Origin of the sequence: Maridesulfovibrio zosterae DSM 11974, from assembly GCF_000425265.1 — a bacterium.
GTDB classification, from domain to species: domain Bacteria; phylum Desulfobacterota; class Desulfovibrionia; order Desulfovibrionales; family Desulfovibrionaceae; genus Maridesulfovibrio; species Maridesulfovibrio zosterae.
Map to the genome: position 1 here is coordinate 114,011 of NZ_KE384344.1, position 18,939 is coordinate 132,949.

Annotated in this window: 18 protein-coding genes and 2 tRNA genes; 9 read left to right on the plus strand and 11 right to left on the minus strand. The window is 43.4% G+C overall.

The window, feature by feature from the left end; all coding sequences use genetic code 11:
• Positions 1 to 59 precede the first annotated feature (59 nt).
• Positions 60 to 1,367 (minus strand): agmatine deiminase family protein, encoded by a 1,308-nt coding sequence (locus H589_RS0118420; protein WP_245577217.1) that lies wholly within the window; start codon positions 1,365 to 1,367, stop codon positions 60 to 62.
• A 243-nt stretch (positions 1,368 to 1,610) separates the two neighbouring features.
• Between H589_RS0118420 and H589_RS0118425 the strand changes: the two genes are divergently transcribed.
• Positions 1,611 to 3,269 carry a CgeB family protein gene (locus H589_RS0118425; RefSeq protein ID WP_035076728.1) on the plus strand — a complete coding sequence of 553 codons (1,659 nt, stop codon included), beginning with the start codon at positions 1,611 to 1,613 and terminating at the stop codon, positions 3,267 to 3,269.
• A 93-nt stretch (positions 3,270 to 3,362) separates the two neighbouring features.
• Here H589_RS0118425 and H589_RS0118430 read toward each other — a convergent pair.
• The 4 genes from H589_RS0118430 to H589_RS0118445 all read right to left on the minus strand — a co-directional run bounded on the left by H589_RS0118430 (position 3,363) and on the right by H589_RS0118445 (position 5,752).
• Positions 3,363 to 3,439 (minus strand) — tRNA-Asp (locus tag H589_RS0118430).
• 41 nt (positions 3,440 to 3,480) lie between these two features.
• Positions 3,481 to 3,556 (minus strand) — tRNA-Val (locus tag H589_RS0118435).
• A gap of 161 nt (positions 3,557 to 3,717) precedes the next feature.
• The gene (locus tag H589_RS0118440; RefSeq protein ID WP_027723391.1) at positions 3,718 to 4,476 is read right to left on the minus strand and encodes a class I fructose-bisphosphate aldolase; all 759 of its coding nucleotides are present in this window, start codon (positions 4,474 to 4,476) and stop codon (positions 3,718 to 3,720) included.
• A 19-nt stretch (positions 4,477 to 4,495) separates the two neighbouring features.
• Complete coding sequence (locus tag H589_RS0118445; protein ID WP_027723392.1) at positions 4,496 to 5,752, minus strand: RsmB/NOP family class I SAM-dependent RNA methyltransferase; 1,257 nt, start codon at positions 5,750 to 5,752, stop codon at positions 4,496 to 4,498.
• Positions 5,753 to 6,153: 401 nt separating this feature from the next.
• Between H589_RS0118445 and H589_RS0118450 the strand changes: the two genes are divergently transcribed.
• The 7 genes from H589_RS0118450 to H589_RS0118480 all read left to right on the plus strand — a co-directional run bounded on the left by H589_RS0118450 (position 6,154) and on the right by H589_RS0118480 (position 12,842).
• Positions 6,154 to 7,803, plus strand: a complete 1,650-nt coding sequence (locus H589_RS0118450) for an FG-GAP-like repeat-containing protein (RefSeq protein WP_027723393.1) — start codon at positions 6,154 to 6,156, stop codon at positions 7,801 to 7,803.
• An 80-nt stretch (positions 7,804 to 7,883) separates the two neighbouring features.
• Positions 7,884 to 8,915 (plus strand): TRAP transporter substrate-binding protein, encoded by a 1,032-nt coding sequence (locus tag H589_RS0118455; protein ID WP_027723394.1) that lies wholly within the window; start codon positions 7,884 to 7,886, stop codon positions 8,913 to 8,915.
• Between the two features lie 198 nt (positions 8,916 to 9,113).
• Positions 9,114 to 9,611: a TRAP transporter small permease gene (locus tag H589_RS0118460; RefSeq protein WP_027723395.1), complete on the plus strand. Its 498-nt coding sequence runs from the start codon at positions 9,114 to 9,116 to the stop codon at positions 9,609 to 9,611.
• Positions 9,612 to 9,627: 16 nt separating this feature from the next.
• Complete coding sequence (locus H589_RS0118465; protein ID WP_027723396.1) at positions 9,628 to 10,929, plus strand: TRAP transporter large permease; 1,302 nt, start codon at positions 9,628 to 9,630, stop codon at positions 10,927 to 10,929.
• A gap of 6 nt (positions 10,930 to 10,935) precedes the next feature.
• Positions 10,936 to 11,805, plus strand: a complete 870-nt coding sequence (locus tag H589_RS0118470; RefSeq protein ID WP_027723397.1) for an RluA family pseudouridine synthase — start codon at positions 10,936 to 10,938, stop codon at positions 11,803 to 11,805.
• 266 nt (positions 11,806 to 12,071) lie between these two features.
• Positions 12,072 to 12,611, plus strand: a complete 540-nt coding sequence (locus tag H589_RS0118475; RefSeq protein ID WP_027723398.1) for a DUF2975 domain-containing protein — start codon at positions 12,072 to 12,074, stop codon at positions 12,609 to 12,611.
• A 9-nt stretch (positions 12,612 to 12,620) separates the two neighbouring features.
• The gene (locus tag H589_RS0118480) at positions 12,621 to 12,842 is read left to right on the plus strand and encodes a helix-turn-helix domain-containing protein (RefSeq protein ID WP_027723399.1); all 222 of its coding nucleotides are present in this window, start codon (positions 12,621 to 12,623) and stop codon (positions 12,840 to 12,842) included.
• Between the two features lie 130 nt (positions 12,843 to 12,972).
• Here the strand turns inward: H589_RS0118480 and H589_RS0118485 are convergent, their stop codons facing one another.
• The 6 genes from H589_RS0118485 to H589_RS0118510 are packed head-to-tail and all read right to left on the minus strand — an operon-like array spanning position 12,973 to position 18,065.
• Positions 12,973 to 13,344 (minus strand): 4Fe-4S dicluster domain-containing protein, encoded by a 372-nt coding sequence (locus H589_RS0118485; RefSeq protein WP_027723400.1) that lies wholly within the window; start codon positions 13,342 to 13,344, stop codon positions 12,973 to 12,975.
• An 11-nt stretch (positions 13,345 to 13,355) separates the two neighbouring features.
• Entirely contained in the window at positions 13,356 to 14,432 is a 1,077-nt protein-coding gene (locus H589_RS0118490; protein WP_027723401.1) for a hydrogenase large subunit, read from the minus strand.
• A 49-nt stretch (positions 14,433 to 14,481) separates the two neighbouring features.
• Positions 14,482 to 14,853 carry an NADH-quinone oxidoreductase subunit C gene (locus H589_RS0118495; protein ID WP_027723402.1) on the minus strand — a complete coding sequence of 124 codons (372 nt, stop codon included), beginning with the start codon at positions 14,851 to 14,853 and terminating at the stop codon, positions 14,482 to 14,484.
• Between the two features lie 20 nt (positions 14,854 to 14,873).
• Complete coding sequence (locus tag H589_RS0118500) at positions 14,874 to 15,308, minus strand: NADH-quinone oxidoreductase subunit B family protein (protein WP_027723403.1); 435 nt, start codon at positions 15,306 to 15,308, stop codon at positions 14,874 to 14,876.
• Positions 15,309 to 15,312: 4 nt separating this feature from the next.
• A complete protein-coding gene (locus H589_RS0118505; protein WP_027723404.1) occupies positions 15,313 to 16,161 on the minus strand; it encodes a respiratory chain complex I subunit 1 family protein in 849 nt (282 codons plus the stop codon).
• Positions 16,161 to 18,065: an NADH-quinone oxidoreductase subunit 5 family protein gene (locus H589_RS0118510; RefSeq protein WP_027723405.1), complete on the minus strand. Its 1,905-nt coding sequence runs from the start codon at positions 18,063 to 18,065 to the stop codon at positions 16,161 to 16,163. Before H589_RS0118510 ends, H589_RS0118505 begins: the two co-directional genes overlap by 1 nt.
• A 386-nt stretch (positions 18,066 to 18,451) precedes the next feature.
• On the opposite strand from H589_RS0118510, the gene H589_RS0118515 reads away from it, so the two are divergent.
• On the plus strand, positions 18,452 to 18,883 hold the full coding sequence (locus tag H589_RS0118515; protein WP_245577218.1) for a C40 family peptidase: 432 nt from the start codon (positions 18,452 to 18,454) through the stop codon (positions 18,881 to 18,883).
• The last annotated feature ends 56 nt before the right edge of the window (positions 18,884 to 18,939 follow it).

The window sequence follows — 18,939 nt, forward strand, 5'->3', positions numbered from 1 at the left end:
CGTGATGCGCTTGAGATAAAATAGGCACCTTAAAACGCTCACGTCAGGGATTGACTCGTTTACTTTGTGCTCTTTTGCACTGCAGGCTCCTGCTGAGTTGTGCAGTGAATGCCTCCTCCACCTAAATTGATGCTCAAGGTGTTAATGGCAATCACTTTACGATTTGGAAAAATTCTTTGAAGCACTTTGAGAGCTTGTTCATCCTTTTTTTTGACAGATTCGGGGGCCCCTTTGAACCAATACTTCTGGGCCAAAACAATATCATTAGTGATCAGGAAATTACAATAACTCTGTGCTGGGATAAGTTTGATCGGACTACCAAAAGGAAAAACTGTTCCGTCCGCGAATTTGGGGAACGAGGCCAAATTTAAATAAGCGGCATCGGTGGGGGAGGCTGTAAAATATTGCAATTCGGGCATGGGAATACGAACAATCTTGAATGGCTTCCCATCTTGGTCACGAGCTTGCTTGAGGATTGCAACATTCTCCTCCATTCGCCGACGATTTTCCTTTTCAATCGGTCCATGGGAAGCTTCTTCCTCACTGACCTCAGCCAACAGGATGGTATCAGGGCCCACAAATCGGCAAAATTCGTCAGTATGGTTATTGGCCGATCCGCTACGGTACGCAACTCCTTTACCGTCTGGGGCGGGTAAAGTGGAAGTGTTGTACGGGTCATCATCTACGGTGCCGCTTTTAAGCCATATGAAATTGGTCACTCCTAACATCTCGGACAAGGCCGCTTCAATGTCAGTTCTTGATAGATTTGGATTGCGTTGAAACTCGCAGGCTTCAGTCAATATGATGGAACCTTTGCCATTAAGTTCCCGGTTGCCTCCTTCGCTAATCAATCGGCTCATGCGACTGGAAAGCCCAAGAAATTTAGCCGCATCTCGATCAACGCGCTCCATCATTCGGGCATGCGGATGAGATTCCGGGGTGTAGCCCCAACAATTGAAATTAAAGTCCGCAACGCTTTTAGCTCCACGATCATCTACAGTAAAAATGGGGCCGAAGTCCCGCCAGTAGAGCATGGTGAAGGGAGTGATGAAGAAAGAAATATTGCTAGTGTTTACAGAATTCTTATTAAGTAAGGAATAGACATGATTTTTTAGTTTCTCACTTGGAACACAGATACGGACCTTTACATGTTCCGCGAGATTGTAGGCCATTTCAAGGAGTACCGTGTCAGTGTTGAACCCCTTGATGTACTCTTTGGAAAGCCACCCCATCCAAACGGTTTCATGCTGTTCAAACTCTGCAGGGAAGCGCCATTTGGAATCCTGCAGCGCCGACGCCGACAATGGAAAAGCGAAAACAACAAGCATCAAGAGACTTAAAATACTGATAATAGGTCGGTTGTTCATGCTAATATCCTCGGTTGACTCTGACTTATGATTAATTCTGACTAAGATTATTGTTCTTTTCGAAAAGTGGAGGAGTCGAAGGGACTCGAACCCTCGGCCTCCGGCGTGACAGGCTAGTGTTGTCTGTGCTTCATATTGAGTTTCCTTGCGTTTTAGCAAATTTTTTACAGCAATTGAATGCCGCTTGATGTTTCCATGTCTTTATGAATAGTCTCACGAATAAATCAAAGAATAGGGTGGACTATGAAAGAGAAGCTCAATGTATGTATTGTCGGACCGTTTAACTCAGGCGTTATTGCACTGGAAAAGTTGGGGTATTCTGTTTTTGAAGTTCCTCATCATCCTGATATATTTTGCAATTTACAGGAATTGCTCAAAAAAAATAAATTTACCCCAGACCTAGTGTTACAGGTCGAGAACCTCGGTAGACGTACACTAATTCAGGGGCTAGAAGATTTTGATTGTCCAACTGTTTTCTGGGCAACGGATCCGCATCTGAATATGCACTGGCACAATTCCTATACTAAGTTGTTTGATCAGGTGTTATCCACCCAAAAGTCCATTATTCCATCGTTCAAAGCTGAGGGGCTTTCCGATGTCCGATGGCTTCCCAGATTTGCATATGACATGGCTGCACCTCCTGTTGCCGACCGTAAAAATGACATTGCCTTTGTGGGCAGGTTGAGTGATCAGCGTCCTGGTCGTAAGTGGATGATTGACTTTATCAAAAATTTGGCTGGCGACCGTCCTTTTCCGGTCGAGCAGTCCTTAAGCCATAGTGATATGTTGGCATTATATCAAGATACCAAAATAATTCCTAATGAATCCATTTTGGGAGAGGTTAATTTTCGGCTTTTCGAAGGGGCTTCCTGTGGTTGTCTGTTGCTTACTCAAGATCTCGGAGTTGAACAGGCTTCATTGTTTGAACCAGGGCGAGAAATAGACACATATGCAGATGTTGTGGAGTTGGAAGAAAAATTGAAGTTGTATTTAGGTAATGACAGCTTGATTCAAGCCATGGGGCAGGCTGCTTATGAACGGGTGCAATCAGAGCATTTGCCAATTCACCGAATAGAGCGAATTTTACAATACGCAAAGGATATCACACGTAACAGAGTGTCAGGGCTTGATGCTAAAAAATGGGAAGCGATTGCAGTGGCATCCATGTGGGAATCAGGCATGCTTGACTTGCCGGTGCGTGATGTGCTGTCACGTCTTGCTTCCTTAAAACAGGATCAGCACGTAGTTGTTGCCACGCTTCGCATACAAGCCGTGATCGGTGTGAACTCGGTAATGGAAGATAATTTAATGAGCTTGCTTGGAGGTAAGCTATACGAAAATTCTTTTTGCTTGAATCTTACTTGCTCGACTGTGGCTCTGCGCCTTGACAAATGGAATATGGCAAAGGCATTTTGGTATCGACATTTGAAGTCTACTGATCTCATTAATAAACTATTGCCAAAGACTCCAAAGGATCTTCTTATTCTTTGGGCCAAGGAACTCAAGCAACGTAAGCTTATTTTTCGGGGAGGATTTCCGTTTAACTCTAAAAAACATTTGCCGCACACTGCAATAGACTGTCTAACTATTCTTTATGAGGCAGATCCGGGAGATTCTGAGGTATTACGACTTATTGATATTATGCTGCGTTCTCATAAGGAGCTGGATCAGGCTCGTGGTAGCTTCCTTTCTTCACTTACCTTGAATTCATTAAATGACTGGCGGCTTATATTTGAGTTGGCTATGACAAATTTACATAGCTATCGGCTTGATGATGGTTTGAATAAAATTGTGCTGGCGAGAGACATAGCCAGAGAACAAGGTCAGGAGAAATCGTTTTTCATGGCCTTGAAGTGCCGTGATGAATCTGGGCTAATTTACAAACGGTTGATGAACAATTGATCTGGAAAACATTGAGAAGGGGACGGTAGGGAAAACTACATATTTAAACAAGAAAAAGGGTCACATCTTTCGATGCAACCCTTTAAGGAAAAGTGGCGGAGCCGAAGGGACTCGAACCCTCGGCCTCCGGCGTGACAGGCCGGCGTTATAACCAACTTAACTACGGCTCCGCATATATATAATAACGCGTTAAGCAGCGTTTTTTGATTTGTGGTAGGCGAAACAGGGCTCGAACCTGTGACCCTCGGCTTGTAAGGCCGATGCTCTCCCAACTGAGCTATTCGCCCACAATCAATTTCAAAGTGTGACTTTTAACATAAGCCCCTTGAATGTCTGTCCACATTCGGTGTTGCTCACTGCCACGAGGAGGGATACTGCCGATGTCGTGCTGTTTTGTCAAACGATTTTTTAGATATATTTAAAATAATTTTTAACTACTTTAAATAATTTATTTTTTATGTGCAATTTGAGCAAACTTAGCCATGCTTTCAACAGGGTTTTCTGTCTGAAAAATATTTCTACCGATGCAACATCCCTTACATCCGGCTTTTAATCCGCTCACGGTGTTGTCCAAAGCTCCTTCAACACTTTGCCCAAGTGGACCGCCTGTAACCAGAATCGGAACAGGGCTGGCGGCAACAGCTTTTGTAAAAGCATCTCCATTATTCGGGTATGGCACTGCTACTATATCCGGTCCCAGTTCTGCGCCAATGCGAATACAGTGCCCTACCAGTGTAGAGTCATGCTCGTTGATAATCTGGCTGCCCCGGGCAAAGACTGTTGCCAATACTGGTATGCCCAATTGATGAGCTTCGTCTGTCACCATGCCAAGGTCAACAAGCATACGATCTTCAAGTTCATTTCCGATGTTTACTTGCAGGGAAACAGCATCTGCCCCTAGTCTAAGAGCTTCGGAGATGGAGCATACTATATTTTTGTTGTAGGCTGGAGAGCCGTGTCTGGTCCCTGCATTTAGTTGGACTATGAGGTTGACGTCTGGTGGAACCATTTCTCCATAATGCATTGCCAGACCTTTATTCAAAATTACACCTTGCACTCCTGATGCAGGCAGGGCTTCAAGGATAGATGGAATAGCACCCAGCCCTTCTATCATACCTTCATTTGCGCCGTGATCTAGAGCAAGAATAAGTGCGTTGCCGCTGTTTTTATCAAAAAGCCGTTTCATGCGGCGGTTAGTTCCTTTCATTTAATTTAGTCCTTTTTTATTATTTGTCTGTCCAGATAAAGCGGTTTCCTTTTTTTCCGCAAAATCCGAGGAGCATATCTTTATAATATAATCCAACAGGTCCTTTACCTTTTGCCGGAGCGCTCAGACTTTGGCCCGACAACAGATTGGAAAGATCTTGTGCTTTTTCTATTACCAGAGCCGAAGAAGCTGGTTTTGATGGTAGTAGGCAGCGCGCAAACGGGTCCGGCCTGAATTTGTCTCTATTTATTTTACCTATTGAAAAGCCCTGCCACCGCAGTCCCTTAGGTAATTTTTCTAATGCATGACGATTCAAAAACATGGCCTTGCCTTTGAATTCGTAGATATCTCCATCTGGAAGCAATGAGAAATCAACAGCTTCAGGGAATTCTATCTTTTGCAGGGTAATTTTTCTCCCATTCGGCGTACCTGTCTCTGGCAATTCCGTTTCCTGATTTCCTGGTTTGCGCAGGCCGCAGAGATAAAATCCCTGCCCTCCGCCGGAACCGTCAACACGCAGCACGCCGTCCATGTCGGGAAGCAAGGGGTCTGCAATGGTGAACCCCTCCGGCCTAGGAAGGTGTAAAAGCTCAAAGCCAAGCTCCTCAGTAGCATATCGTGTTTGTTCTTCGTTTTCCTGAATATTTGTTGTGCACGTTGAATAAACAAGTTTCCCCCCTGGAGCCAGCAATCCATATGCTTTTTCAAGCAGTAAACGTTGCAGGTTTACCAGTGGAATTGTTTTTCCACCTTTCCATACATCCATTGCTTTAGGATTTTTATTTAGAGTGCCCCATCCACTGCATGGCGGGTCAAGCTGTATGGTTTTCCAGCTTGATAGTGGTAAAGGAAGTTTTTGTGACTCATAATGAACTGTTGCTGTATTTACGGCTTGAACTTTACGTAAATTCTGTCGCAGTAGAGCCAGTCTGTCACTTGATGGTTCACTCGCAAGCACAAAACCATCCCTGCCGGTTAGCCTTGCAAGGAGTCCTGTTTTACTGCCTGGAGCCGCACACATATCAAGCACAATCTCTCCGGCCTGTGGATTTAACATTAACGGAGGAAGCATTGACGAACGATCTTGGATATAGATACGTCCATAACGTGCAGCAATTGATTCTCCCAACGGGAAAGGTTCTTTTTCCAGAATGCGGGCCATGGAGTAGAAGGGTTCCGGTCGGAATTCAAAACCTTGCTCACGAAGCAGTTCTTCTACCGATGAAATATCTTTATCAGCACATACAAGTCTGAAAGTTCTTAAATCGTTTGCCATAATTTGGGGGATATTATTGATTATAAAGTTGATAGGATAAATTGGCTGGACAGATTTTTTTATATACGTTTTTTTTATAAATATTGATTAATATCTAGATATTTAGTTTGAAAGGAAAAGAGTTGATTTTCTTTGATATCAGATATCTAAATTTTTCAGTATAACACATGAGCAAAACAAGTAAATCAGAGGGCTCGATTTGACAAGAGCCTGGTGCGCAGTCCCTATCTTTAACTTTGCGTACTATTGAGTTAGCTGATACAAGCTTTCTACCCGTTTTTAAAAATATGGCATGGTTTTGCAGGCAATGTAGTTTACTTCTTGCCTTGATACCATTGGATAATATTTAGCAAATTCTTTTTTATATTAATATTTATATGTTTACCCGGAGGGTTGAATTTATGAAAGTTAGTCGTTTGACTGCTTATTTACTTGTTGTTTTATCTCTGTTTGCAGCAACTGCATCGTTTGCAGCAGGAGCACGTACTTACGCAGTTTTTCCTTTAGAAATTAATGGACCAGACCAATACAAATATTTGAGTCGTGGCGTTCAGACCATGCTCATTTCACGCCTTAACTGGACCGGGCATTTTGAGCCGCTTGCCGGTTCAAGAGATCTGAAGGAAGCTGATCGTCCTAAAAATCAGGTGGAAGAACTCAAAAGTGTTCAGAGTCTTGGCGCAGATTATCTTGTCGTAGGGGCTGTCACGATTATTGGAAAGGAAGCCTCTATTGATCTTCGTATGATTAATAAGGACGGTAAGTCATGGCCTCAGGATGCAAAAACAACCATTTCTGAATTGATTCCTACTCTCGATGGAATGGCCAAAGACATCAAAGGTAAACTTTTTGAAAAGCCGGGCAGCAAAAAAGAAACAGCACAAGAAAAAGCCCGTGAGGATGCCCGCCCTGAAAGTCCTATGAATCCTGAATTTTTGACAGCAGCTTCTTCTGGGAAACTTGTTGAAAGCAACATTAACCCACAGTTTAGATACGAAGGAGGTACAGAAACTCCGGGACGCTGGCGTAGTCAGAACATAAAAGTGGTAAATCTAGGTGGATTTGTTGCGGATGTTACCGGTGATGGCAAGACAGATACGGTTATTCTGACTGACAGAGAGGTGAAAATTTTTGCAATTGAGAAGCAAAGATTGACAGAAGTGGGGTCTTACAAGTTCGCAAGCCGTGCAGAAGCTTTAAGAGTAAGTGGAATTGATATTGATCATGATGGTGTTGAAGAGGTTGTTCTTACCACTATGATGAACAATAAGCCTTACTCTTACATACTTTCCTTTAAAGGAAATATCCCCAAAGTATTGCTGGACCGTAACCCCAATTTTCTTTCAGTTATTAGAATACCTCCTAACTTTACAAAGACCATAGTGGGGCAGCGTGTTGATTCCAGCAGGACCTTTTATTCTAAAGATTTGATGGAGTATATTTTTTCCAATGGTCGCCTTGTTCCAGTGAAGAAGATGACCGTTCCAGCTTTTGCTAATATATATAATATGTATTATCTGCCTATGAAGGGTGATGATTATAAGGTTATTGTCATTAATAAGTATGGTCACCTCAATGTGTACGATAAGAACCTTGAGCCTCTATATGAAAGTCAGGATTCATATAACTCTGTTGATGTGAAAGTTGAGGTCTCATCAAAAATCAGAGGAATGGGGAATGAAAATAAGCGCGAGAAAATGGAGAATTATTATTATATTCCCATGCCTATAGCCATTGTCTCCTTATCTGATCCTACAAAAAAGGAAGTCTTGTTGAATAAAGACCTTACTGTTGCTGGTCAGGTTTTCTCAAATTACAAGAGTTACGCCTCTGGTGAAATTCACTCTGAGTACTGGGACGGAGTAGGTCTTGCCCTTGCCTGGAAGACAAGACGTATCAAAGGAAGTGTCACCTCGTATGGTATCGCTGATGTTGATAATGATGGGCAGGATGAACTTTACTGTATCATTAATACTTTTCCAGGGTCTCTTGGGATTAAATACAGGAAGACTATGATTATCGCTTACGAGCTTAATGTTGATAAAAAATAAGTTGAGTAAGGCCTCCAGCTTACGGCTGGAGGCCTTATTTTATTGTGCAATTTGAAATTAATCTTCACTCGGGAGGGACTATGGTCAATTCTGCAAAATATTTAGGTCTCTTTGCATTCTTTTTATTCTTTGCATCGATTCTTTGTGTTGGTGTGCCGGCAAAGGCGGCAAAGGCGGCAGAGGTCAGCCTTAGTTACGCGAATTTCCCTCCTGCTAAAACTTTTCCTTGCGTCCAGATGGAACGCTGGAAACAAGAAGTAGAAAAAAGGACCGGCGGTAGAGTCGAGGTACAGACTTATCCCGGATCAACTCTGCTTGGTGCTAAAAATACTCTGCGCGGTGTTATGCAGGGACAGGCTGACATCGGGTGCATCAGCCTTGCTTATCATCCGGGTGTTTTTCCATTGTGTTCTGTTTTTGAACTTCCCCTCGGGTTTACAACATCGACTTCAGCCAGTCTTGCTCTTTGGGACTTGTACGAAAAATATCAGCCTAAAGAATTCAAACGTTTCAAAGTGCTGACCATGTTTACCTCAGCTCCATCAAACCTTATGACCAAGACTCCTATCCGTAAACTTGAGGATCTGAAAGGTCTTGAATTGCGTGCATCAGGTATTTTGTCTAAAATTCTTGAGTCACTGGGGGCAACTCCTGTTTCCATGCCTATGTCTGAGACTCCCGAAGCATTGCAAAAAGGCGTTGTAAAGGGACTTTTTTCGTCTTTTGATGTGCTTAAGGATATGAATTTCGCTGAAATATGTCATTACGAGACAGTAACTAACACCGCAGTATATCCTTTTGCTGTTATCATGAATATGAATACATGGAATGCGTTGCCTGATGATGTGAAGAAAATTTTTAATGATCTTGGGCGTGAGCAGGCAGAGTGGACTGGAAAATATATGGATCAGCATGTGAAGGATTCCATTGAATGGTCCAAAGATAAATATGGTATTGAAATGATCAAACTTTCTGATGCAAATATGCAGTCTGTAAAGGAAAAGACCCTGCCTCTTATTAAGAATTGGAAAACCAAGGCTGATGCATCCGGTATAGATTCTGCAGCTGTTCTAGCTGACATTAAAGCTTCTCGGTTAAAGCTTGAGAAGTAGTATCCAGTTATTATGATTTATTAAGGCCTTCGGTATGTTTGCCGGGGGTCTCATTTTTGTAATGGATTTTTACAATTGGTCTTTTCAGGTACGAGGGTCAGCCCCTTTTAAAACTATTGGCAGCTGAATTCATACCTTCAATCAATGTTCACTGCACATTTATAAGTGTTGTTGTGTCCTATGCGGGGCAATAAATTTATGATGAATTTTATGGAAAAGTCAGCTCTCTGGATATGTAAAATTCTGGCATGTTTTGCAGGAATAACTCTTTCTTTGATGATAGCTCTGGCTTGCGTAAATATGATCTCCCGTGCTGTTTATGTCCCTGTGAAAGGTACATTTGAGCTGATGGGCTTTTTCGGTGCGGTTACGGCTGCCTTTTCATTGGGGTATTCTCAGCTGAATCGCAGTCATATTGCGGTAGGGTTGTTATTTAATAGATTTCCAAAACCCATACAGATATTTTTGGAAGCACTTTCAGGAGCTGCGTCATGTTTGTTCTTTGCATTTTGTGCGGTAGAAACAGTTAAGTGGGGGCTCTTTTTGTACGATCTGGGAGAAGTCTCGGAAACACTTGGAATTCAGTTTTATCCTTTTGTTTTTGCTGTCGCTCTTGGATGTGGTGCTATGGCGTTTGTTTTACTGCTTGATATTGTCAGAACTCTGACCGGTAAAGAACCTATCAAAACGGCTTAAGGCGGATGATTATTTAATGGAACCGATTACTATAGGCCTTGTAGGCATTCTCTGTCTGTTGCTGGTAATACTTGTTTTACGTATTCCCGTGGCTTTCGCAATGGGCATTATAGGCTTTGTCGGCTTTGCCAAGGTGCTGAATTTGAAAGCAGCATACGGAATGCTGGGAACAGAGGTTTGGAATGTATTTTCTTCGTATGGATTGACGGTAATCCCTCTGTTCATTCTCATGGGGCAGATTTGTTTTTATTCCGGCGTAAATGAGAGATTGTACAAATCTGCATATGCATGGATGGGGCATATTCGGGGTGGGATTGCCATGGCGACCGTAATGGCCTGCGCTGGATTTGCTGCTATCTGTGGTTCCAACACAGCCACTGCTGCAACCATGTCTACTGTTGCTCTGCCGGAAATGAAAAAATTTCGTTATAATCCTATACTCAGTACAGGGTCTGTTGCTGCCGGTGCAACACTTGGAGTTGTTATACCTCCAAGCGTTGTTCTTATTATCATAGGGTTGCAGACGGGCGAATCAATAGGTCGCCTTTTTATGGGCGGAGTTATTCCCGGTATTCTGCTTTGCGGACTTTTCCTGCTGACAGTTTATTTTATGTGCATAAGCCATCCCGACTGGGGGCCTGCCGGGCCTGAAGTTAGCTTCAAGGAAAAATTGAGTTCTTTGCCCGGCTCAATTGAAATGGTAATTCTTTTTCTGCTGGTCATGGGTGGATTGTTTGCAGGTTGGTTTACTCCTACCGAGGCCGGGGCCGCCGGTTCTGCTTTTGCGCTTTTGATTAGCATAGTTTCCCGGAAAATGAGCTTCAAGAAATTTAGTGCCGCAGTTGTTGATACTCTGAAAGTTTCCTGCATGATTATGATGGTTATGCTTGGAGCGGTCATTTTCGGACGATTTTTAGCTATTACACGTATTCCTTTTGAAGCAGCAAATTTTGTTTCAGCGCTACCCATTCCTCCTACCATAATCATTCTGCTTATTTGTGTAATATATGTTATCGGGGGAATGGTAATGGATGCTTTAGCCCTACTGCTGATCACCATCCCTATCTTTTTTCCTATTGTCACAGCTATGGGGTATGATCCCATATGGTTTGGTGTCTTGATTACCATTGTTACAACAATGGGTGCAATTACCCCACCTGTAGGTGTTACTACATTTATTGTCGCCTCAATGGCTGAAGATGTGTCAATTGATCGCGTTTTTTTAGGGGTGAGCTATTTCATGGTTGCCTATATTGTCCTAGTCGCCTTGATGCTTATGCTTCCTGCAACAGTCACCTTTTTACCTACACTGCTTTAATCCATTATGCCTGCTGAGTTTGTAACAGTTACCAAGGCTGAGTCCGGACAGAAAATAATCCGTTTTCTCGAGCGTAGAGTAGGTGGTGAGGTGCCCCGAGCAGCTATTATGCGTTGGATTCGTAAAGGTCATGTGCGGGTCGATAAAGGCCGTTACAAGCCTTTTGATATAGTGAAAGAAGGGCAGACTGTCAGGATTCCTCCGTACAAGGCTGATCCCAAGCCGAAGCATGATTTATTGCCACCACTTAAAGTTATTTACGAGGATCATAATTTTCTGGCTGTGTACAAGCCTGCAGGCCTTCCATCTCAGGGTGGCTCAGGGCACAAGGACAGTGTGGCAGACAGGCTTCTCGGTATGTATGCAAATGATCATTTCAAGCCTGCTCCAGCTCATAGACTGGATCGGGACACTTCTGGTGTTCTGCTGGCAGGTAAAAGTTATGAGGGACAAAAAAAACTTTCTGATATGTTTGCAGCAGGGGAAGGTGGGAAATACTATCTAACTGTAGTCAAAGGACAGTGGATGGCAAATGGCTGGCAGGAGCTTCATGATTTTATGGGGAAATCAGGTGAGTCTGGGAATGAGAAAGTTGTTACCGGTATTGGTAAAAAAGCATCTTCTTCTGTTTTTCCTTTGGCAGTTTCTGAAAGTGAGACTGTTCTTCTTGTACAGCTTCACACCGGTCGTACACACCAGATCAGAGTTCAGCTTTCTTCAAGGGGATTTCCGATTATCGGTGATGGTAAATATGGCGGAGGTACAGGAGCAATGCAGTTACATTGCTGGAGAATAGAAACTCCGTGGTTTACAGCTGAGAGCCTTCCTGACTGGGATGTTGGACTTCCTGAGGATATAAATTTTTTTATATCATGATTTTGCTATAATATCGAAAGGTTATATTCATGATTTTTGAGACGGCTGGACACATGTGTCCAGCCGTTTTTTTATTATCTCTGCTTGAGTTCAATTTTCGTATTAAGTGATTTTTTTAAATAGAATATGTCCATATAAAAAAGGAGATTATGCTTTTAATATTTTGCTGATCTTTATAAACATGAAGTAGTTATTGACAAACGATAATTTATTGCTGTAATTCATGAATTTGAGAGAGGGGTTAAATTCGTTATCAGGAGTTACAAATGGAAAAAATAAAAAAAATCAGCATTCTTCTAAAATATGCCTTCTTAGTGACACTTATAATTATACCTTTATTTGAGGTTTGCGCCTGGGTTTTATTTAACGGGAGTTATGACTCTTTTTTTATACCAGAGTTTTTAGTTAAATCAGAATTGTATATCTTAAGTCCTCTGAGTGATATGCAAAAAGCATTGGGGCTGGCCGCTTCAGCTCCATATATATTGTTAAGTTCCTACAGCATTTGGCAAATGGTTAAGCTCTTTACTCTATATTCACATGGAAAAATATTTACCGCTGAAAATTCAGCTTGTTACCGGCGTGCAGCATGGGCCTTGCTGATTGGAGAGATCGTATATTCTTTTAGTCTTACAGCTGTAATTCTTGTGGTGACCATGAATAATAAAGTCGGTGAAAGGTTGCTGGTGTTCGGTTTTGACGATGCGAATATCGGCAATATTGTCATTGCCTGTGTAGTCTTGGCTATTTCATGGGTTATGGATGAGGGGCGTAAGCTTCAGGATGAAGCCGAGCTTACAATTTAAGGGGTCAGTATGGCGATACTTATTAATTTAGATGTGATGCTCGTAAAGCGTAAAGTTTCATCAAAGGAGCTGGCCGAAGCAGTAGGAATTACACCACAAAATCTTTCAGTTCTGAAGACCGGAAAGGCTAAAGCCATACGGTTCTCGACGCTAGAAGCCATATGCAGTTTTTTAGAGTGCCAACCCGGAGATATTTTAGAGTTTCATGAAGATGAGGATATTACTTTATAAGAATGATATTCATCAGTTGTGATTTTTGAATGGTTCAGGCTAAGTTCTGTGATTTTAATTTATAACAAAAGGCCCCGCGACCAGAATGGTTACGGGGCCTCTTTTTAGTACAAGACAAGCCAGCAAATTATTATTTGGCTTTCTTTTTGGGTGGCTTAACTTTGCCGACCTGCTCTATCATTTCGCGTTCCGCAGATGGAGCGCGGTGTACGGGTTTCATGTACAGACTATTCGTCGGACAATGATCCACGCAGATTGAGCAATATACACAGGCAAATGGATCACAAACCCATGTGCCTGTGCCGCTATCTTTGTCTTTGGTAACTGTTATGCACTGTGAAGGGCATTTTATCTGGCATTTTTTGCAGAAGATGCAGTCATCAATGTTATTGAACAGTTCACCTCTGTAACGGTCAAAAGGCTCACGCTTTTCCACTGGATACATGCGTGTTGAGCTTTTTGAAAGGAGGTTTTTCAGTACAGTGGGAGTCATGTTAAGCATGTCTCGGCCTCCTAGCGTTCCGTGCAGCTGATGCACGGGTCGATTGACAGAATGATAACAGGAACGTCAGCAAGTTCGCAGTGTGGCAGCATTGCCAAAAGCGGCGGAATATTAGCAAACGTAGGCGTGCGGATGCGAACCCTGTCAAGATACTTACTGCCATTACCTTTAATGTAGTACAGGCATTCACCGCGGGGCTGTTCCACACGGGTTATAACTTCTCCTTCGGGATTACCTTTGACCTTGGTTGCAATCTCTCCCTGCGGAAGTCCCGCGAGAGCCTGTCTTACCAGCTCTGCAGATTGTAAGGTCTCGCGGAATCTGACTGTGGAACGTGCATAGCAGTCACCGTCATTTTCAACGACAGGTTCGAAGTCGATTTTATCAAACGCAGCATATTTAAGCAGACGCATATCAGAGGCAACGCCGCTACCACGAAGGGTAGGCCCGGCGGCTCCTAGGTCATATGCCTGCTCTTTAGTCAGTACGCCTACTCCCTTTGTGCGGGTGCAGACAGTGTAATCATTAAGTATGGTGTTCTGAAGACCTTTGATTTCTTTTTCCGCAGTATTTACTTCAGAAAGAATCCATGAACACATTTCAGGAGTAAGATCCTGACGGACCCCGCCAACGACGTTGACTGAAGTGATAACGCGGCTACCGGTTGTAGCTTCGTTAATATCCATGATGCGCTCACGTATGCGCCAGAACTGCATGAACAGGGCTTCAAAGCCGAAAGCATCGGCAAATAAACCCAGCCATAGCAGATGGCTATGCATACGATGGAGTTCAGACCATATAGTACGGAGGTATTTAGCTCTGTCAGGAACCTCTACTCCCATAATTTCCTCAATGCCCTGACAGTAGCACATGGAGTGAATGTTGGAGCAGATACCGCAAACACGTTCAACAATCTGGATCATCTGGTGATAATCACGGATTTCAGCAAGTTTTTCCAAGCCTCTGTGAACGTATCCAAGCGCGGGAATGGCCTCCTGTACGATCTCGTCTTCCACGACAAGCTTCACATGCAGCGGCTCCGGAAGAACCGGATGCTGCGGACCGAAAGGTATGATGGTACGTGCCATAGTTTACCCTATAGTTGTTATCGTCTTGGTTTTCATCCGGGAAGACGAGTTATTTTTTAGGAGTCATCGCCTTAGTGTTATTACACATAGGGATGATTGTTATTTCATCATCAAGGTACAGCTTGCGACCGTAGTCAAGTACCAGTCCCTCAAAAGTAAGAGCGAACTGGTCCTGAAGTTCGTTTTCAACAAGCAGAGCTGCAAAGTAGATACCGCTTACTGACGGGATCGGTTTATCAATATCCGCAGTCAGTCGTAAGTTAGTAAGTACTTCATCTTTGTCGAAGTGATAGATTATATCCACTTTGCCTTCACCTATATTGGTGCAGGATAAAGTGACGAAACGCTGTCCGGCACTTTTCATTTTGGATACTTCTCCGACTAAGCTTTCCAGAGTTATTTCTATCTGATTTTCAATCACGTTGTTATCCCTCGTAATGTTTAGCCTTTGAGGCCTTCAAACTTGGCAAGGGCAGTGACCACGCCGTCGATGATAGCTTCGGGTTTCGCAGGGCATCCGGGGACATATACGTCTACGGGGATAACCTTGTCGACTCCGCCGAGTACGTTGTAACACTCGCGGAAAACACCGCCGGAAAGACCGCATGCCCCAATGGCTATTACGCCTTTAGGATCAGGCATCTGGTCATAGATGTTACGCAATACTTTAGCGTTACGGGGATTCACTGTTCCGGTTACCAGGAGAACGTCAGCATGCTTGGGGTTACCCACATTGACAATGCCGAAACGCTCAACGTCGTACAGCGGTGTCAGGCATGCCAGAACTTCGATATCGCAGCCGTTACAGCTTCCGCAGTCAAAATGCATGATCCACGGAGATTTGGCGCGTGAATTTTCAATGAATTTCTTGAACATAAGCTTAACCTGCGTACAGCCAGATGAGGTTGACGAAAGACATGGCCAGACCGATGCTCCAAACGTATTTAAGCATCCAGCGCCAGGTCATGCGCGCCATAGTGTTGTCAATGATCAGCTCTGCAAAGTATGTGGAAACGAGCAGAAGTATGACACCCACAAGGCTGGTGTGCCAGAAAAGGGCACATATACCGAGAATGAAGATAGTCTCATACCAGTGGGCAATCTCAATGATGCCGAGGTATGGACCTGAGAACTCGGTCAGAACACCTTTGACGATTTCCTGATGTCCGTGATGGGAAGTGGAGAAGTCAAAAGGTGATTTTCTAAGTTTAATTGTCAGAGCGTAACCCAGAACTACAAACATCAGTGGAAGCTGAATAAGCAAAGGCTGTTTGTAGGCTAGGATTTCATCGATTCTGAAACTTCCGGTCACCATAAAAATGGACGCGAAAACCAGAATGATAAGTGGCTCATAGGTAAGTACTTGAATAAGCTCACGCTGTGCGCCTACCTGACTGTATGGAGAAGGAGTGGAAAGTCCACCCATAACCAGAAATACAGCACCGATAGCCTGAACAAAAAAGACCAGAAGCAGATCCGTTTGTCCAAAAAGCAAAGCAACGGACAGGGCGGCAGCAATGAGATAGACCCAAGAGCAGAATACCTGCCAGAAGTTGCTGACAACTTTATCTTTACCGAACAGTTTGGCAACATCGTAGAAAGGCTGCAGAATTGGAGGACCGAAACGGGACTGCAGACGTGCTGTTACGCGTCTGTCAATACCGGCAATAAGTCCACCAAGGATTGGGGCAATAACGATACCGAGAATCATAAGGATTATAGTTTTCATTAAAGAGCCCCTCCCAGCATAAGAACGATGAGAGCCAGTGCAATAAAGTTAACCCATAGAGTGAGTTTTTCTTCACCGAAGAACTCTTTCATATAGTAGTTACTTGCTTTAACAGCCACAGGAGTGTTCATGGGACCAATGAAGGACTGAACGCCTGTTTCTTTGACGTTGGCTCCACACATATAAGACTGTGAAGTCTTAGCGTTGGCAGATTTTTTAGTTTCAATCCATGAATAGATGAACGCACCTGCGAGTATAATGAAGATAGGATAGACAGCGAAAACTCCCATTGGTGATGCAAATACACCAGCAGTGATTTCGAAAGTTTTTCCAACCATGGGCTCGATAAGTCTAGTGTAGATCATCGGAGAGAAGAGAGACAGGACCACTGCAATACCGGCAAGAACAGTCAGGGTGAGTTTTGTCAGTATACTCTGAGACTCTGCCGGTACTTTATCACGAAGAGGCGCTGTCAGCAGGATTCCTGCCCAGCGGGCCCAGAATACCAGAGAGACTGCGCTACCAAGTGCAAGCATCGTGATCACGAACATGTTTCCTGATGCAGACTCAATTGCCATCCACTTGCCAAGCAATACGCCGAATGGAGGAAGCAACATGGTCAAAACACCAATGATTGTGATAACTGCAGTGCGAGGCATCTTAAGATAGAGGCCATGCATATCTTCAAGGTCGCGACTACCTATACCATGCTCAATTGTGCCTACACACAGGAAGAGCAGGGCCTTGGAAGCTGCGTGGAATATGATCAGAATTATTGCTGCGGTAATGGACCATTTGGTATTTAGTCCGGCGCAACAGATAATCAGACCGAGGTTACTGATGGTTGAGTATGCAAGTATCTTTTTGCCGTTACTTTGACTAACCGCAATCGCAGCACAGGCAAGGAACGTAAAAGCTCCACAGAGTGCAATTCCCTGACTGAGGAATGTGCCTGCATACGCCGGCGCAAGTCTCAAGACAATGTAGACGCCTGCTTTAACCATAGTACTGGAGTGGAGCAGTGCAGATACAGGAGTCGGAGCAACCATTGCTCCGAGCAGCCAGCTCTGAAAGGGGACCTGAGCAGCTTTTGTGAAACCTGCAAGACAAAGCAGGCCGAGAGGAGCAAGCATCAGCCCGCCCATGGGTCCGGAATGGATAATGACCTGAAGGTCAAGTGAACCTGTTTCAACATAGGCCCAGATCATTCCGAAAACAAAAGCGACACCTCCAAGAGCATTCATCCACAATGCGCGGGTGGCGTTCTTGACTGCAATTTGGTTCTGGTCATGCCCGATGAGCATGAAAGAACAGAAAGTGGTTACTTCAAAAAAGAAGTAGAGCCAGAGGATGTTGTTTGAAAGTACCAGCCCGTTCATTGCTCCGAGGAACAGAACTAGAAAGAAAAAGAACTGTGGCTGTTTAGACTTTACAAGGTGCAGGTGCTCTTCATGCTCTTTCATGTATGGGATCGCAAAAAAACAAATCAGCGAACCTATTACAGAAATTACAGCAACCATGATCAGTGAAAGACTATCTGCAAAAATAGCAGGAGTTTCAACTGCATGATCAATTACAAATAATTCAAACAAAGCCAGTGGAATAATCTGAAGTATTACAAATACTTTAATTAACTGGTTTTTTAGTTTGAATGCGTAATAAAGCATTACGAAAAGCAGGGCAAAATCCGCCAGAGTAACGAGGGAATCCCAGCTGATTCCTACGATAGTACCTGGGGAATACGTGAACGATCCCTGCCCCAGAAGGGCGAGAGAAACAGCGGCAACACATACTCCTGTGGCAAGAACGATCAGGGTTCTGATCGCACTCACACGCAAAAAGTAGCAGCCGATAGCAGCCACCAAGGGCAACAAGATGGCTATGACTAGCATCATGGGCAACATACGGACCTCACTGTAACGCGATGTTGTGCCAGATTTAGAAAAACATACCTCAGCCGTGTTAACTTTTTAAAATTCGTGCAACTTATGAAAATGTCTCACAAATTTCTGTAAAAGCGTAGAAATTTGTCTTCAAAATTCAACAAAAAGTCAATACCTAATTGAGAATTAGCACGTTACTTGACTTATCAGGAAAACTGATAACACTGTGTTATATTGTGAAAAATAGAACTATTAATTAGGTTGTTAGAGGTAAAACCTATTGTTAATCACGATTTTTCAGGTTAAAAGCTATTACTATGATAAGTAGAACAAGCGGTGTAAGACGGATTTTTTTGATATTATTTTTTTTGAGTTTGACTATCTTTTTTACCGGATGCAGTAAAAAAGTGATTTTAATTTCCGGGCGAACGGATATTTCAGGTCATAAAAAGTCAACAAGTAGTCTTGCTTTTTCCGTAGTAAGGAGTGCAAGGTCTCAGATAGGTAAGCCTTATCATTGGGGTGGATGTTCACCTTATGAGGGGTTTGATTGTTCTGGTTTGGTCTGGTGGGTTTATAACGATAACGGTATCAATATTCCGCGAGTGTCCTGGCAGCAGTTGAAAACAGGACGGGCTGTGCATAAAAGTAGAATGCAGGCCGGGGATATCGTTTTTTTTAGAATTCCGGGGCAAGGTAAAAGTTTACATACTGGAATCTATTCAGGGAATGGAAATTCTTTTATACATAGTCCTAAAAGCGGACACACTGTGCGAGAAGAGTCTATGAATAAAAAATATTGGCAAAAATATTTTATCGCAGCTCGCAGGGTCTTATGATTAATCTCAATGCTAATAAAAAAGGGAACTTCATATGAAGTTCCCTTTTAAAATTT